This is a genomic window from Sulfuricella sp., assembly GCF_035531155.1.
Classification (GTDB): domain Bacteria; phylum Pseudomonadota; class Gammaproteobacteria; order Burkholderiales; family Sulfuricellaceae; genus Sulfuricella.
Genome location: NZ_DATKTK010000004.1, coordinates 13,340 through 28,621 on the forward strand (window position 1 = coordinate 13,340; position 15,282 = coordinate 28,621).

Below are 15,282 nucleotides of genomic sequence, written 5' to 3' on the forward strand. Positions count from 1 at the left end.
AGATCGCGTTTTATTAGAAGAACAAGCCCCGCTCCGGCAAACAGGGACACATCCTTTCATAAGTGTGATATACCCTGGCAAGCATCAACCAACCCGCTGACTACATTAGGAAATTCATCATGCTAAGCAACCTGAGCATCAAGACAAAATTGTTTAGCAGCACGCTATTGGCCGTAGTGATCATATTCATTCTGGCTGGCATGAACGTTTACTCTATCCGCCAGGGATCGACAGCTCTCGCGGACGTGTACGAAAACAATGTGCAACCCCTGTCCATACTGCAGGAGCTGGACAGCGTATTCAAGGAAGTGCGTTTCAGGATGGTGGCCGTTCCGCTCGACCAAGTGTCGATAAAAGGCTCACACGACCAGCTCAAGGAAGCGAGAAGCAGGGTTCCCCAGCTATGGGCCGAGTTCAAGGGCAAGCTTGTCCATATCAAACTGGATAAGGGTCAGCAGGAACAGGTTGAGAAAATCGACAAGCAGATTGCATCAATCGATTCCTTTTTCGGGAAACTGGACGGGATCTACGCCCTGAACGACAAGGAGGCGCTCCTCCCGCCTCTGCAGGAAGACTGGCCGCAGATCAACCGCAACCTGATCAAACCGATGGCTCAGCTGATTCCCACGCTGGAAGGCGCGGTCAAACAGACTTATGAAAAAAGCGGCGCGCTTGGGAAAAGGCTGACCGCAACTGCCCTGATCGTGATGAGTGTCAGCGTGGTCGTGCTGCTCGCCTTCACCCTCAGGCTGGTCCAGGTCATCAACCGCAACATACTTAACCTCAACCAGGCGCTTTCGGCTGTTTCCCGCGGCGACCTGAGCGCAAAGGCCCACATTGCCCAGCAGGACGAACTGGGCGCGATGGCGGATTCACTCAACCAGACCGTGAAAAAGCTGCAGGAGATGATTGGCGGGGTCAAGCTGGCTGCAGATAATCTGGCGGCATCCTCAGTCCACCTTTCGAAGGAAACGGGAGAGGTGTCCAAGCGCGCCGACATGCAGGCAGACCGGGTGATGCAGACCAGCGCCGCCATGGAGCAGATGAGCGTTTCTGTCACCGAGATATCGAATGGTTCGCACAATGTGGCCAATGCTTCCACCCAAACCGAGTCGATCGCCCAGGAAGGCCGCGAACTCATGGCAAAGAGCATAGACGCCACGCGCAAGACCGTGGAAACCGTGGACTCTTCAAGTGCCGTCATCATGGAGCTGAGCGAATCCATCGGCAAGATCAGCGAAATCACCAAGGTCATCAAGGATATTGCCGGCCAGACCAACCTGCTCGCGCTCAACGCGGCCATCGAGGCCGCCCGCGCCGGCGAACAGGGAAGAGGCTTCGCGGTGGTTGCCGACGAGGTCAGGAAACTGGCGGAACGCACCACGTTGAGCACCGCCGACATCAGCAACACAGTGGATGCGATCCGCAGCAAGGCGGAATCCTCGGTGCGCGCGATGGAAGAAGTCAGGCGTGACGTGGAAGCGGGCGCCAGCTACAGCAGCTCAACCAGCAATACCCTTAACCAGATTGCCGATGCCGCGGTGCATGTCACCAGCCTGGCGAACCAGATCGCATCCGCCACTCGCGAACAGTCCATCGCCAGCGAGGAAACCGCCGGCAACATGGAAACCATCTCCAGCCTCACCGAAGAAAACGCCATCAGCATACACCGGGTCGGGAAAGAAGCCGAAAACATGGCGCGAACCGCCGCCGAGCTGCAAAAGCTGGTGGGGCAGTTCAGGCTGGCAGGCTGAGCAGGAAAAGTTGCAGTAGTTCGTTGAGAAAGCGCTGACCCAGCGCGGTCGGACGGATGTGCAGGGCATCGCGTTCGATCAGGCCGCGCCGCTGCGCCTCTTCAAGCATGGGCTGGGCAGCGGTCAGCGACAGTCCGGTGCGGGCAGAGAACAGGCTGACCGGGAAGCCCTCGGTCAGGCGTAGGGCGTTCATCATGAATTCGAAGGGCAGTTCTGCCACTGCCACCGTATGCTCCTGCTCCACCGGATTGCCCTCCAGAGCCCGCTCCATGTAGGTTTTCGGCTGACGGCAGCGCACCTGGCGTAGGACGCGGTCGTGCAGCGTGAGCTTGCCATGCGCCGCCGCGCCAATACCCAGATAGTCGCCAAACTGCCAGTAGTTGAGGTTGTGCAGGCAGCGTCGATTCTTTTTGGCAAATGCGGAAGTCTCGTAATGTTCGTAGCCGGCCCCGGCCAGTTCAGCCTCGATCGCCTCCTGCATCGCCGCCGAGGTGTCATCGTCGGGCAGCTGCGGCGGCTTATTGTAGAACACCGTATTGGGTTCCAAAGTGAGGTGATAGGCCGAGATATGCTGCGGCCCGAAAGACACCGCCTCGCGGATGTCGGCCAGCGCCTCCTCCATGGTCTGCTCCGGCAGGGCGTACATCAGGTCGAGATTGATGTTGTCGAAATTGCGCAGTGCCAGCTCCACTGCGAACCGTGCCTCGCGGTCATCGTGGACGCGTCCGAGCGCCTGCAGGTGGCGCGGGTTGAAGCTCTGAATGCCGAGTGACAGACGATTCACCCCGGCAGTGCGGAAATCGGCGAACTTCTGCGCTTCGGCCGTGCCGGGATTGGCCTCCAGGGTGATTTCGGCGTGGGCTTCGGCCGGCAGCAGGGTGCGCACCTGGGTCAGCAGCGTATCGATAGCCCGTGCCGAAAACAGGCTGGGCGTGCCGCCCCCCATGAAGATGCTCACCACCTTGCGCCCCCATACCAGCGGCAGCGCAGCTTCCAGATCCTTGATCAGCGCCGCAACGTATTCCTGCTCAGGCATCCCCTCGCGCGACTCGAAGGAGCTGAAGTCGCAGTAGGGGCATTTCCTGACGCACCATGGCAGGTGGATGTAGAGGGAAAGCGGGGGCGGGGCGGTGAGGGGTGAGGCATGAGGGGCAAGGCGTGGGGTGGTTTTCTCCCCCTCACCTCTCACCCTTCACCCCTCACGCTTTTAAGTTTTTCCACCAGTTCGGCCAGCGCCTTGCCGCGGTGGCTGATCTTGTTCTTCTGCTCCAGCGGAATTTCCGCGCCGGTCTTACCAAGCTCGGGAATGAGGAAATAAGGATCGTAACCAAAACCGCCCGAACCGCGCGGCAAATCGATGATCTCGCCGTACATCGCGCCCTCGGCGATGATCGGCTGTGGGTCTTCCGGCCAGCGCACCAGCACGATCACGCAGTAATAGTGGGCCTTGCGGTTGGTGTGTCCCTGCAGCGACTCGATCAGCTTCTGGTTGTTGCGCTCATCCGATTTCGGCTCACCGGCAAAGCGGGCGGAATACACGCCGGGCGCACCGTTGAGGGCATCGACGCAGATCCCTGAATCATCCGCCAGCGCGGGCAGGCCGGAGTGCGCCGAGGCGTGACGCGCCTTGGTCAGGCAGTTCTCGATAAAGGTGCAATAAGGCTCTTCCGCTTCGGGAATGTTGAAGGCGGATTGAGGAAAAACCTCGAAATCCAGTGGAGCGAGAATGGCGCCGATTTCGCGCAGCTTGCCGGGGTTGTTGGAGGCGATGACGAGTTTTTTCATGATTTAGGTGCGGCCCAGCTCCAGCCAGTAAATGATAAAGATGAACAGAAACACGACAAATTCCAGCGCTGTAGTCCAGATGATCAAGCGGGCGATGCGTCGCTGGCGTGGTGGCATTTTAAGCCAGAATCGATCCTGAAACCATCTGTAGAAAGGCAGCCACCCCCATCGTGCACGGCGCAGAAAATAGCGGCGGATAGCTGCGCCCCACGGCACCAGGCTCTTGTCCACTTCGCTTGCACGCGCTTCCCGCTCGGCCGCGTCGATCTCCGCCGGATAACAGTCCTTCACCACCATCCGGGAGGAGGATGGCGCAAGCGCCTGCACTGAAACAACGGTAGCCTGCTTCAGCCCGCCAGCGTAGCCGAGGGTGAACGATGCCCCCGGCTGCAGTCCGGTCACGGTCAGGAGCGCGTTCTGCCGCAAGCCATTCATTTCATTCACCGACTCGATGCGGACCTGTTTGCCCAGGTAAAGCTGCCCCGGGTTTTCCTCCTGCCAGGATTCGATTTCAAGATAAGGATTGAGCCGGAACAGGCGTTCAAGATTCTGGAGAGAGACGTACAGTTCTCCGGGCGGCAGCGGCAAATCCACGCTGACCCATGCGGCGTCTTCATCGCTTGCAGCAACCGAGATTGAATTTCCGGCCAAGGCCACGCTTTCGCTCATGATGCAGCGCGCGCCGCCACCAACAGAGGCACCTGCAACCCGCGCGCCAGCTTCTCCAGATCCATGCGCGAACGGTAACCAGGTGTTCCCTTGGGGCGAGGCGGGCCGATCACCACCATCGAAGCGCCTTCCTGCGCTGCCGTTTCCACCAGACACTCCGCCGGGTCGCCATAGCGCATGATGGATTTGTAGGCAATCCCGCGTTCCGCGCAGCGTCCCTCAAGTGCGCGCAACTGTTGCGCGACATCCTTTTCCAAAATCCCTTCCACATAGCTGCCGAAAGTGTCCCGAGTCGAAGCGTTGTTCAGCCAGTCGTCCCCCTGCATGCCCGCCCAAAAGTCGGGCACGACCAGCAGATGCACGATCAGCGTTTGGCCGGGGACGGCAACATCCAATGCCAGCGCCTCGGCCAGCAAGGCCCCTGCCGTCCCGTGATGCGCCAGCAATAATGTTTTTGAATTTAACATGGAGTACCAAAAAAAATGCGCGGAGACCCCGTTTTCACAGAGCCCCCGCGCTGGGTTGATTTGCCTTAACCGACGATGAGCATGACGCTGAATGCAATAGCGAATGCGAAGATCAGCGCGCTGAAGTCTTCCCGCCGGTCACTGATAAAAATCGACAGACTGGTACCGCGTACAAATTTTGGAGCTGACATGGTTTATCTCCTGGTTAAACGAACTCTTTAACGAACATCAACACCACGATCAGGGAGCCGACGGCCTTCAACGTGCCCACTACGCCGCCGATGATCAGTGGAGCACCACCAGCCTGCTTGAGCGCCTTGCCGGTAATCTGCATGCCCAGGCCGATGAGACCGAAAGCGAACAGCCAGGCAATCCAGTCGCGGTATGCCTTGATAGTCTTGGAATCGTGCGTGGCTGCCTTGCTCGCTTTCTCGATAGCGCCCTTGGCTACCGCATCCAGGCCCCCCATTTTGGCTACCGCCTTGAGGATAGTATCCTGCTCGCGGGTCATCAGCTTCTTGTTGGCGATCAGTTCATCCATGGCCTTGTAGGCATCGTCGGCCGTCACTTTGCGCTGTCCGAGGGTGAAGTTATTGTCCGCAAGGTACTTGTTCAGGGATTGCGCTCCCTCCGCCGCGCGCAGGCGCGCCAGCTCACCCTCAATCGCGCGCGTTTCCTTGCCCTTGAGCAACTTGTCTTCCTTGACTTCCGCGCTGCTGAAGTACTTGCCCTGGTAGTGTCCGGCAGGAGCAAAGGTGCCGGCTGAACTCAGGACAAACATGGCGATGAAGCCCAACACGAAGACCGGGAACTTGGCGATTACCACCTGGGCAAGATTGACCTTCTCCGCACCTTCTTCGTGCTTGACATACCAGGCAGCCAGCCAGAGCACGATGATAGGCAGGAACAGCACGCGGGTGATGTTGAAAATCTCCGCCACCTTGAGCGTTTCGATGCCATGCGGATCGAACGCCAAGGCTGCGCCCGCGACCTGCGCCGAATTCAGGATGCCGGTGCCGGCCCAGGCGCCGAATTGCACCGGACCCATGCCGAGAATATGTCCGACGGTGGGGAACAGGAACATGCAGCCCACGCCCCAGATCAGGATGGTGCCAATGGTGTAGGCGATCTCCTCGGCCTTGGCCTGAACCACGGGAGAAGCCGCCACTGTAGCCGACACCCCGCATACGCCCATGCCAGCAGACAGTACCGCCGTCATGGAATTAGGCGTCCCCATGCGCTTGCCCATGAAGAGCACGATGCCTACCGAACCCAGCACGAAGATGCCGATCATGATTACGGAAAGCCCGCCCAGTTGCGCTAGTTCGGCCGCGCTGTAAAGGGTACCGAGCAGAATCACGCCGGTCTTGAGGAAGAAGCGCGCGGTACGCACGCCGTTGGCGGCCCACGCTGGAATCTTGAACACGTTGACGACGACCATGCCGATCACGATACCCAGCACCACGTAGTTCAGGTTGAAGATCTTGGCGAAGTCCCAGGTCAGTACGCCCGCATCTTTAACCGCCTTGCCCCAGTTGGCGAAGACCGGATCCAGCCCCCATCTCACAATAAAGGCGATGAGCAGAATGAAGGCAATGCCCGGCACCACCGAAACATAGTAGTCGAGGTTGCCTTGCTTGGGTTTCCAGGCCAGCGAGAACAGGCCGATCAGGACAAAAGCGCCACCGAAAACAAACGACAACCTCGCCTGGTTCTGCTTCTCGTGGTCGAACTTGGAAGCCGGCATTTTCATCTCCGGCGCGGGCTTACCTTCAGCGGCGGCCATTTCCGTGGCCACGCGCGATTCCGCATCGAACTTTTCCTTGACTTTCATGTGGTCGCTGTAGGCACTCTTTTGCAGATAGGACTGCATGCCGTCAACAGCGCCCGAATTGTTGAGCCCGCCCCAGATCAGCATGAGCATGCCGATAATGAGCAGGGCGGGCGACTTCATTGTGTAGACCATTTGAGTTCCCCTCCCGATAGAGATAATTTGACCGATTTTCTTCAATAAATAGTGGCTCCCTGCGGGAGCCGCTATTTTCGGTTTCAGGCGAGGGGGTTATTCGATGGGGAGCTTGCGCGCTTTCCAGTCCGGATAGCCATTGCGGTACCAGTTGACGTTCTTGTACCCGTTTTTGGCCAGCACGACCGCGGCCTTGTAGGATTTCCAGCAGGAGCCGGAGTTGCAGAATACGACGATATTGGCGTTTTTATCCGCCAGCTTGCTCATGTCGAACTTGTCCTGGCTGGCGTCGAAGTTGGCGTCCTTGGCGCTTTTCTCCGGATCGTAGGGCACCGAGATCGCGCCCTTGATGCTGCCTTCGCCATACTCCGCGGCCTTGCGCGTATCGACGATGGTCGCGCCCTTCGCCTGGAGGTCCTGCACCGCCTTTGCGTCCACCAGTTTCACGCCGGCTGGCGCAGTTTCAGGAGTTTCGCCGGGAGCTGCCGCCAAAGCGCCGGCTGCGAACAAACAAAGACCAAGATAAAGGGAAAATTTTTGCATCAGTTTCATGGTGTGTGTCTCCTTTGTAAGAATTATTATGGGCACCGAATTTTTTATCGTTATTGCGATCCGGAGCCTGAATGCTAAATATAGGCCAACTATTTTTTACGTCAATAGTCTAAAACTACTACCTACTAAAGTAGGTGGGTTAGTACCAATTTTATTGAAATCAAACAGGATTTATCTATCCGCTATACCGGGCTGCGCGGCGGCCGCACCACGGTGACCGTGCAGGGGGCCTCCGCCACTACCCGAGTGGATACGCTGCCAAGCACCCTGCGCAGGGCTGAACTGCCGCGCGCCCCCAGGATGATCTGATCCACCTGATTCTGGCGCGCATACTCCACCAGTGCAGAGGCGGCGTGAGCGCCCTCCAGTACGTGGAAACGCACCCTGTCCAAGGGAAGCTGGAGGGGCGCGGCCCAGTGGCGCATCTCCACCAGCCGCTGGGTGTATTGACTGTTGGCAAGCTCTTGCCCCGACTCCTGCTGGGTGGAGAGGTCAGGCTCCAGCACCGTCACGCACACCACACGGCAATGAGGCTCCGCAGCGACCACCCGGCGCACCGCTATCTGCATGGCCTGCAGCAATGCATCCTGGGCATATCCGGGATCGAGCGCCACCAGAATCTGCGGCGCTTGGGCCAGATGAGAAGTGGGCGCGGCGCACACCGCCGGCTTCAGCCACAAGGACTGCCACCAGCGGCGGAGGGCAGTGGGCAGCCCGGCGCGCTTGAGACGCCCGGCGCGCTCGGTGAGGGGTACGTGGTAGGGATGAGTCAGGTCGAAAGCGATCTGGGCCGCCGTGTTGTAGCGCTGGTCCGCGTCGACTTCCAGGCAATGCAGGATGATTTCCTGCATCCATGCCGGCAAATCCGGCACCAGTTGGCGCGGCGGCGGCGGTTCCAGGTAAAGCCGGCGGCGGAATCCGCTCAGGCTGGCAGGCTCGCCGAAAGGCAGCCGCCCGGTGCAGAGTTGATAAAGTATCACCCCGATGGCAAACAGGTCGCTGCGGGGATCGCAACGGCTGCCTATCACCTGCTCCGGTGAGATATAGGCAGAGGTGCCCACCGGCTTGTGGAATTCCTCCTCCACCAGATCAGGAAAATGGCCGTGCCGCGCCAGCCCGAAATCAATCAGCACCGCCTCGCCTTGCGGCCGGTAAAGCACGTTGGCGGGCTTGAGGTCGAGGTGGATCACCTCCTGCCGGTGCAGATCATGCACCGCAGTCGCCAGCGCCGCGCCCAGACGCGCCGCCTCATCGGCCGGCAGCGGCGCGCGGGTAAGGCAAGTGTGCAGCGACTCACCCTCGATATACTCCATCACCAGGTAAGGCGCATCTTCCAGGCTTCCCTTGGCGACCCAGCGCGGAACATGGGGGCCGGTCAGCACTTCCAGGATCATCTGCTCGACCTCGAAGCCGACGTAACAACCGGGATGGCTGCCGAATTCGAGCCGGGGCACTTTCATCAGCATGGGGAATTCGCCACCCTCCCGCTCCACGCGGTAAAGCACCGCCATCCCGCCGTCGTAGACTTTCTCCCTTACGCGAAAGCCGTCGACCTCACTGCCCGCGTGCAAATTAGTCAAGTCCTGCATCAATGTCCAGTCTCCAGCCTTTGCGCCAGACGTTCCGGCAAGCCGGCGGCGCGGATTTTGCGGGCGGCGCTCGAATAGTCGTAGGGCACCCGGAAAAAAGTGATCGTATTGCGTTGCTGGTCGTGAAGCGCGTAAGCGGCAGCGGGATTGCCGTCGCGCGGCTGCCCCACCGAACCCGCGATAGCCAGCCACCGGCGGCGCGGCGTCAGCGGAATCGCCGCGCCGGGAACCGGGGTGAAAGCCTGGGCCTTGCCGCTTCCGGTAGTGTAGTACAAGGACTGATGATGCACATGGCCGCCAAAGGTCAGCGGCAGGCCGGAAGCCTCCATGCAGCGCGCTGCTTCCACGACGCCGGTCACGTACCGCCAGCGCTCCGGGGTTTCGGCGCTGGCATGGACGTAGAAGGCATTGCCGTTTCGCGCCACCAGTGGCAATGCCCGCAGAAAATCGCGTTGCTGCGGTGTCAGCTGTTCCCTGGTCCAATAGATCGCGTCACGCGCGGCAAACGCCATGTTTTCGCATAGCCCCCCAAGCGCTGCCTCGTCATGATTGCCCCGCACCACCCAGGCGCCATTTCGCGCCAGCTCCGCAATCACTTCCAGGCAGGCGCAAGGGTCGGCGCCGTAACCCACCAGATCGCCGAGAATGGCGTATTGCTCCGCCCCCTGCGAGCGGGCATGGGCGAGACAGGCGGCCAGGGCCTCAAGATTGCTGTGGATATCGGTAAAGACGGCGATTTTCATAATGCCTCTGCATGATGGGCAATTATCAGTCTTGGCATCGCCGGGCGCAATGACATGGGTGCGCCGCCCAGTCGGTTGCCGTACAAGCCGCTTACGGAATGGATGAAAATCATCGCTAAACTTCGCGCCGACGCCGCCAACCCGCGCCGGGCCGAGGGCGTGCGGGCGCGCAAGCGGTGTATCGCCAAGGGGCAGGGCGCGGCGCACGGGATTCAGTACGACCTGGAAGAACAGCTCGGGTTCAATTTGAACGCAGCTTGAGGGAGAGGATATGGCCAGGCTGACTCTTTTTGGCTATTACTCCGGATCGTAATGAAGTCGGCCCCACGCCATTTTCAACATGTAAGAATGCGAGTACATTTCCCTGTGTCCCACACGCGCCTCTCGGCTCGCGCATTTGTTCCTACCCACCAAGGAGACTGCAATGAAAGCCAATACCATGCTCAAATCCGCGCTTCTGACATCCGCTCTCATCGGCTTCGTCAGCCTTTCGGCGCCCAGCTTTTCCGCTGAAAATCCGGCTCTATGGAAGTACCAGGTGAAGGGCGATTTCAACACCGTGCTCACGCAGCTGAAATCGGGGCTCGAGGCCCACCAGTTCCAGATCACCGGCGAAGAGAACCTGTCCAAGGGGCTGGAGAACAACAAGAAGATCTGGGGCGAAAGCAAATGGAACACCATCGGCTTCCAGAATGTGACCGCCGTGCATTTCTGCTCGCTGGTCTTCAACCACGAGGTCTACAACATCAACATGGATTGGGCGGTTCTGTGTCCGTTCAAGGCGGTGGTCTACAACATGAAGGCGAAGCCCGACCAGATCACCATTCAAATGACTCGCCCGACCTATCTTATGGCGCAGGATACGCACCCCAAAGCGAAGGAGGTGGGCAAGAAGGTCGAGGACAGAATCGTTACGGCCATCAAGGAGGCGGTGGCGCAGTAAACACACGGCCACACCTTCAAAAGGGCGGGAATGCTTCGCTCCCCAACGTGTCGTCGGACCACGAGGGCATAAAGATAAAGGGGGCTGGCAGTTAATGCTTTTATGCCAAACCCAGCGCCGCCTTCTGTTTGGCGACCAACTGGGCGATACCGCTTTGCGCGAGGTCGAGCATCGCTTCCATTTCAGCACGCGAGAACGGCGCGCCTTCCGCCGTGCCCTGCACTTCGACGAAACCGCCGCTACCGGTCATGACGATGTTCATATCGGTATCGCAATCGGAATCCTCGGCGTAGTCCAGGTCCAGCACCGGTACACCCTGATAGACGCCGACCGAAACCGCGGCGATGAAGTCGCGCAACGGCGACTCACTGAGCCTGCCTTCTTTCAGCAGGAAGGAAACGGCATCGTGCAGCGCGACGTAAGCGCCGGTGATGCTGGCGGTACGAGTGCCGCCGTCGGCCTGGATCACGTCACAATCGATCTGGATGGTGCGCTCGCCGAGCGCTTTCAAATCCACCACCGCTCGCAGGGAGCGCCCGATCAGCCGCTGGATTTCCTGGGTGCGCCCGGTTTGTTTTCCCCTGGCCGCCTCGCGATCGATGCGCGTATTGGTGGAGCGCGGCAGCATGCCGTATTCGGCGGTAGTCCAGCCCTGGGCCTTGCCGCGCAGGAACGGCGGCACTTTTTCGTCGATGCTGGCGGTGCAGATCACCTTGGTGTCGCCGCACTCGATCAGCACCGAGCCTTCGGCATGCTTGGTGTAATTGCGGGTAATGACGATGTTGCGGAGCTGGTCCGGGTTGCGTTTGCTGGGCCGCATGGTGTCCTCTGGTTCAGAAAAATGGCGCCATTATAACGCCTGTTTATTTGGAGTATTTCCGGATCGCCGCCTGGATCTCGGCAATCGCGCGCTCGATGTCCGCCTCCGTCACATCCTGCTCGCCTTCCGTACCTCGCTCCACACTGAAGGTATTAAGTTGCACCGTATAGCTGTCCAATGGCATGGTGGCGGTGGATATCGAGCGCGGGGTGAACAGTTTTTCGTCACCCCAGCGCATGCCGATCGCGCTCAGGTTGTCGCCATCCTCGCCGCTGCGCAATTCGGCATGGTCGAGCAATTCGGGAACGGCGGAAGCAATCGGGTAGGTATTGAGAATCGAGGCGATCTCGTCCGTCGAAAGCGGGCTCCACAGGCCGTCGGAACACAACAGCAGGGTGTCCCCTTCGCGCAGCTGCATCTTGCGCGACAACTCGATATCGGGGGGAATGGGGCCGCCCAGGCAACTGTAAACCTTGTTGCGCTCGGGATGCGTGGTCATCTCATCCTCGGTGATTATGCCCTGCTCGAACAGTTGCTGGACCAGGGAATGGTCGCGGGTGCGGGACGCCAGCTTGCCGCCATGAAAGAAGTACAAGCGAGTATCCCCGACATGAGCCCAGTAGGCATGATCATCCTGCACCACGCAAGCCACGCAGGTGGTGCGGGGGTGCTCGCTCAGGCCATGCGCCAGGACATAATCGCCAATGGCTTCGTGCGCCTGGCTAATGGTGTCGATCAGGAAGCGGAACGGATCTTTTAGCGCCGGCGTCGCCTGCTTCTGAAAGTTTTCCACCAGAAACTGCACCGCGATCTGGGAGGCGATCTCACCGTGAAAATGGCCGCCCATGCCATCGGCCACCACCATCAGCAGCGCGTCCCGACTGTAGGAATAGGCCAGGCGATCCTGGTTGTATCTGCGTCCACCCTGACGGCTGGACTGGAAAATCGAAAATTTCACCGGCCACCCGTTTTTGTTTTGCTGAATTTATTGCGGATGCTATGCAACAGCGAGGCTTTTTTCTGCACTTCCGGCACCTTATCCTTCTCCAGCAGTGCCTTTTGCACCACGAACACGCTCTGCGGCCGTTCCAGCGGATCCAGTTTCAGGCACCAGTCGATGAGTTCAAGCAAGTGCTCGGAATAATGACCGCTCCATAGTTTTTTTACCGACTCCTGCTTGTCCTGTTCCAGGCGCATATTGGCCGCCTGGGGAGCAAAGCCGGAAAGGCAGGCGAACATGCTCGCGCCGACGCCGTAAATATCGGTCCATGGGCCGAGCGCATCGCGGTCGTGACCGTATTGCTCCGGCGCGGCGAAACCTGGCGTGTACATCGGGGTGAGGCTGGATTTTTCCTGGGTCAGCGTCTGCCGTGCCGCGCCAAAATCCAGTAACAGCGGGGAGCCGTCGAGACGAATGTAGATATTCGATGGCTTGATATCGAGGTGCAGTATTTTGTGGGCATGTACCTCGCGCAGGCCACCGAGCATTTCGGCGAAAATGCGCCGGATGAAGTTTTCCCCGATCTCTTTCTTGCGATGCAGGATGTAATCCTGCAGCGTCCGGCCGCGCTCGTACTGCATCACCAGATAAACCGTTTCATTGGCACGAAAGAAGTTGGTCACCCGTACCACGTTGGGGTGAGCGATCCGGGCAAGCGCTAACCCTTCCTCGAAAAAGCATTTCATTCCATAACGAAACACATTCAGATTTTCCGCTGAAGAAGCTTGCACCAGTGAGCCTGATTCCCGTAGCACCAAAGCGCTGGGCAGATACTCCTTGATCGCCACCGGCAATTCGTTCTCGTCATGCGCCAAGTAAACCAGGCTGAAGCCGCCTGAGCTGATCTGCTTGTCGATACGGTAATTGAGCAACTGGTGGCCGTGAGGAAGAGCCTGATTGGGTTGTGAGGCCATCGCACCATCTGTATGATTGAACCTCAACCATTATTCTGATTTGGCTGGGCAAAGTAAAGCCTAAACAGTAAGGGGTGAAAAGTGATGGGTGACGAGTAAAGCCAGCCGCTTTTGACTTTTCTCCTCACTCCGCCCTCTATTAAAACGCCCTACACCCGAAACCCGAAGTAATGATTTTGTGAAGATCGAAGCAGAAATGAGACGCCCATGATTTACAGCATGACCGGATTTGCCGCAGTGACACAGGAACTGGAGCCGGGCTCCCTGAGCCTGGAACTGCGCTCGGTCAACTCGCGCTACCTTGAAACTCACTTCCGCCTGGATGAATCTTTCCGCGCGCTGGAACCTGCCCTGCGCGAGATGATCAGCGGTGCACTAAGCCGAGGCAAGGTGGAATGCCGGCTGAATTTCACCGCGCGCAGCGCGGGTCAAACCTCCCTGCGCCTCAACACCGTGCTGGCCGATCAGTTGGCCGAGCTCGGACGCTCGCTGCAGGAGCTGCTGACCCACGGTCAGCCGCTCGGCGTGGCGGACTTGCTGCGCTGGCCCGGCGTCATCGAAGGCGAAAGCGTCGGCATGGAAGGGCTACAGGAAGCCTGTCTGCCCCTGTTGCGCAGGGGCCTCGACGAGCTCTCCGCCACTCGCCAGCGCGAGGGAGAGAAGCTCAAAACCTTTTTGCTGCAGCGCGTCGGGCAGATGGACACCCTGGTGGCGGACGTATTGCCGCATATTCCAAGGCTGATCGCGGCCTACCAGGAAAAACTCGCCGCCCGCCTCAAGGAAGTCATGGGGACTGGCGACGATGACCGCATCCGCCAGGAAATCGCTTTGTTCGCCCAGAAGATCGACGTGGACGAAGAACTGTCGCGGCTGCAAACCCATCTCACCGAAATGCGGCGCATCCTCGAAAAAGGCGGCGCCGTGGGCAAACGGCTGGATTTCCTGATGCAGGAGCTCAACCGCGAAGCCAATACCCTGGGTTCCAAATCGGCTGCGTCCGAAACGACGCAGACGGCGATGGAACTCAAGGTACTCATCGAGCAGATGCGCGAGCAAATTCAAAATATCGAGTGATGGGGAATGGGTAACGAGTCCACCACAACTCACCCATGACCCATCACTCATCACCCCTTTACCCATGGAATGACATTATGGCCAGTGGAAATCTATTCATCGTCACCGCGCCATCCGGTGCGGGCAAGACCAGCCTGGTGCGGGCGCTGCTGCAAAACGACAGCCAGGTAAAGCTATCTGTTTCCTACACCACTCGCCCTGCGCGGCCGGGCGAAGTGGACGGCAAGGACTATCATTTCGTCACCGAACAAAAATTTCTCGAGATGCTGGAACGGGGCGATTTCCTCGAAAGCGCCCAGGTTTACGGCAACCGCTATGGCACCTCCCAGCCTTGGATCGAAAGCGCCATGAATTCCGGCACCGACATCTTGCTGGAAATCGACTGGCAAGGTGCCGCCCAGGTCAGGAAAATCTTCCCCCGGGCAACCGGCATTTTCATTCTGCCGCCCTCGCTGGAAGCCCTGCTCGCGCGGCTCACAGGGCGTGGACAGGACTCCGAGGAAATCATTGCGCGTCGTCTGGCTGCCGCCCGTGAGGATATCGGTCATGTGGAAGAGTTTGATTATGTTATAATTAACGATATTTTCGAAACGGCGCTGCAGGATCTGATCAGCGTGATCCGCGCACAGCGGCTGACTGCAAGCCGGCAACTCAGCGTCCATGCCGACATGATCGGCAAAATGAAATAACCAGCATCACTCAATCAAAGGAAGCTAGCATGGCACGCATTACCGTAGACGACTGCATGAAGACCATCACCAACCGTTTCGAGCTGGCCCTGGTCGCCACCGTACGCGCTCGCCAGATTGCCCAGGGCGGCACTCCGATGGTGGAAGCCAACCGCGACAAACCCACCGTCATCGCCCTGCGCGAAATTGCCCAGGGCAAGGTTGGTGTGGAGATCCTCAACCGCGGCCTGGCCTGATCGAGTGCTGAGTGGCCCAAACACAGAGTCCCTCTGCACAAATTACGCAGATAAATGTAGGTTGGGTTAGCGGCTTTATCG

Annotated in this window: 18 protein-coding genes; 6 read left to right on the forward strand and 12 right to left on the reverse strand. The window is 59.1% G+C overall.

Annotation, left to right across the window (positions count from 1 at the left end; genetic code table 11):
- Positions 1–119 precede the first annotated feature (119 nt).
- The gene (locus VMV64_RS01150) at positions 120–1,754 is read left to right on the forward strand and encodes a methyl-accepting chemotaxis protein (protein WP_325328107.1); all 1,635 of its coding nucleotides are present in this window, start codon (positions 120–122) and stop codon (positions 1,752–1,754) included.
- On the opposite strand, the gene hemW is transcribed toward VMV64_RS01150, so the two are convergent.
- The 9 genes from hemW to VMV64_RS01195 all read right to left on the reverse strand — a co-directional run bounded on the left by hemW (position 1,738) and on the right by VMV64_RS01195 (position 9,525).
- Positions 1,738–2,943, reverse strand: a complete 1,206-nt coding sequence (gene hemW, locus VMV64_RS01155) for a radical SAM family heme chaperone HemW (protein WP_325328108.1) — start codon at positions 2,941–2,943, stop codon at positions 1,738–1,740. The two genes, VMV64_RS01150 and hemW, sit on opposite strands and share 17 nt — an antisense overlap.
- Positions 2,940–3,539, reverse strand: a complete 600-nt coding sequence (gene rdgB / locus VMV64_RS01160) for an RdgB/HAM1 family non-canonical purine NTP pyrophosphatase (RefSeq protein ID WP_325328109.1) — start codon at positions 3,537–3,539, stop codon at positions 2,940–2,942. Before rdgB ends, hemW begins: the two co-directional genes overlap by 4 nt.
- Positions 3,540–3,542: 3 nt before the next feature.
- Positions 3,543–4,208 carry a hypothetical protein gene (locus tag VMV64_RS01165; protein WP_325328110.1) on the reverse strand — a complete coding sequence of 222 codons (666 nt, stop codon included), beginning with the start codon at positions 4,206–4,208 and terminating at the stop codon, positions 3,543–3,545.
- Positions 4,205–4,675, reverse strand: coding sequence for a universal stress protein (locus VMV64_RS01170; protein ID WP_325328111.1), 471 nt, complete (start codon positions 4,673–4,675; stop codon positions 4,205–4,207). The genes VMV64_RS01165 and VMV64_RS01170 overlap by 4 nt, the downstream gene beginning before the upstream one ends.
- Positions 4,676–4,740: 65 nt before the next feature.
- On the reverse strand, positions 4,741–4,866 hold the full coding sequence (locus tag VMV64_RS01175) for a hypothetical protein (protein ID WP_325328112.1): 126 nt from the start codon (positions 4,864–4,866) through the stop codon (positions 4,741–4,743).
- Between the two features lie 14 nt (positions 4,867–4,880).
- Positions 4,881–6,641: a YeiH family protein gene (locus VMV64_RS01180; RefSeq protein WP_325328113.1), complete on the reverse strand. Its 1,761-nt coding sequence runs from the start codon at positions 6,639–6,641 to the stop codon at positions 4,881–4,883.
- A 96-nt stretch (positions 6,642–6,737) separates the two neighbouring features.
- Complete coding sequence (locus tag VMV64_RS01185) at positions 6,738–7,193, reverse strand: rhodanese-like domain-containing protein (RefSeq protein ID WP_325328114.1); 456 nt, start codon at positions 7,191–7,193, stop codon at positions 6,738–6,740.
- A gap of 182 nt (positions 7,194–7,375) precedes the next feature.
- Positions 7,376–8,773: a bifunctional serine/threonine-protein kinase/universal stress protein gene (locus VMV64_RS01190; RefSeq protein WP_325328115.1), complete on the reverse strand. Its 1,398-nt coding sequence runs from the start codon at positions 8,771–8,773 to the stop codon at positions 7,376–7,378.
- An 8-nt stretch (positions 8,774–8,781) separates the two neighbouring features.
- On the reverse strand, positions 8,782–9,525 hold the full coding sequence (locus tag VMV64_RS01195) for a metallophosphoesterase family protein (protein ID WP_325328116.1): 744 nt from the start codon (positions 9,523–9,525) through the stop codon (positions 8,782–8,784).
- A gap of 102 nt (positions 9,526–9,627) precedes the next feature.
- On the opposite strand from VMV64_RS01195, the gene VMV64_RS01200 reads away from it, so the two are divergent.
- On the forward strand, positions 9,628–9,786 hold the full coding sequence (locus VMV64_RS01200) for a hypothetical protein (RefSeq protein WP_325328117.1): 159 nt from the start codon (positions 9,628–9,630) through the stop codon (positions 9,784–9,786).
- Between the two features lie 163 nt (positions 9,787–9,949).
- Positions 9,950–10,468, forward strand: a complete 519-nt coding sequence (locus VMV64_RS01205; protein WP_325328118.1) for a DUF302 domain-containing protein — start codon at positions 9,950–9,952, stop codon at positions 10,466–10,468.
- A gap of 100 nt (positions 10,469–10,568) precedes the next feature.
- Here VMV64_RS01205 and rph read toward each other — a convergent pair whose 3' ends face one another.
- The 3 genes from rph to VMV64_RS01220 are packed head-to-tail and all read right to left on the reverse strand — an operon-like array spanning position 10,569 to position 13,202.
- Positions 10,569–11,288, reverse strand: a complete 720-nt coding sequence (gene rph, locus VMV64_RS01210) for a ribonuclease PH (protein WP_325328119.1) — start codon at positions 11,286–11,288, stop codon at positions 10,569–10,571.
- 43 nt (positions 11,289–11,331) lie between these two features.
- Entirely contained in the window at positions 11,332–12,246 is a 915-nt protein-coding gene (locus VMV64_RS01215; RefSeq protein ID WP_325328120.1) for a PP2C family protein-serine/threonine phosphatase, read from the reverse strand.
- Positions 12,243–13,202: a serine/threonine-protein kinase gene (locus VMV64_RS01220; RefSeq protein ID WP_325328121.1), complete on the reverse strand. Its 960-nt coding sequence runs from the start codon at positions 13,200–13,202 to the stop codon at positions 12,243–12,245. The genes VMV64_RS01215 and VMV64_RS01220 overlap by 4 nt, the downstream gene beginning before the upstream one ends.
- A gap of 207 nt (positions 13,203–13,409) precedes the next feature.
- Here VMV64_RS01220 and VMV64_RS01225 point away from each other — a divergent pair, with 207 nt between their 5' ends.
- From VMV64_RS01225 to rpoZ, 3 genes are all read left to right on the forward strand, one after another.
- On the forward strand, positions 13,410–14,276 hold the full coding sequence (locus VMV64_RS01225; protein ID WP_325328122.1) for a YicC/YloC family endoribonuclease: 867 nt from the start codon (positions 13,410–13,412) through the stop codon (positions 14,274–14,276).
- A gap of 77 nt (positions 14,277–14,353) precedes the next feature.
- On the forward strand, positions 14,354–14,965 hold the full coding sequence (gene gmk, locus VMV64_RS01230; protein WP_325328123.1) for a guanylate kinase: 612 nt from the start codon (positions 14,354–14,356) through the stop codon (positions 14,963–14,965).
- 29 nt (positions 14,966–14,994) lie between these two features.
- Positions 14,995–15,201, forward strand: a complete 207-nt coding sequence (gene rpoZ / locus VMV64_RS01235; RefSeq protein ID WP_325328124.1) for a DNA-directed RNA polymerase subunit omega — start codon at positions 14,995–14,997, stop codon at positions 15,199–15,201.
- Positions 15,202–15,282: the final 81 nt, after the last annotated feature.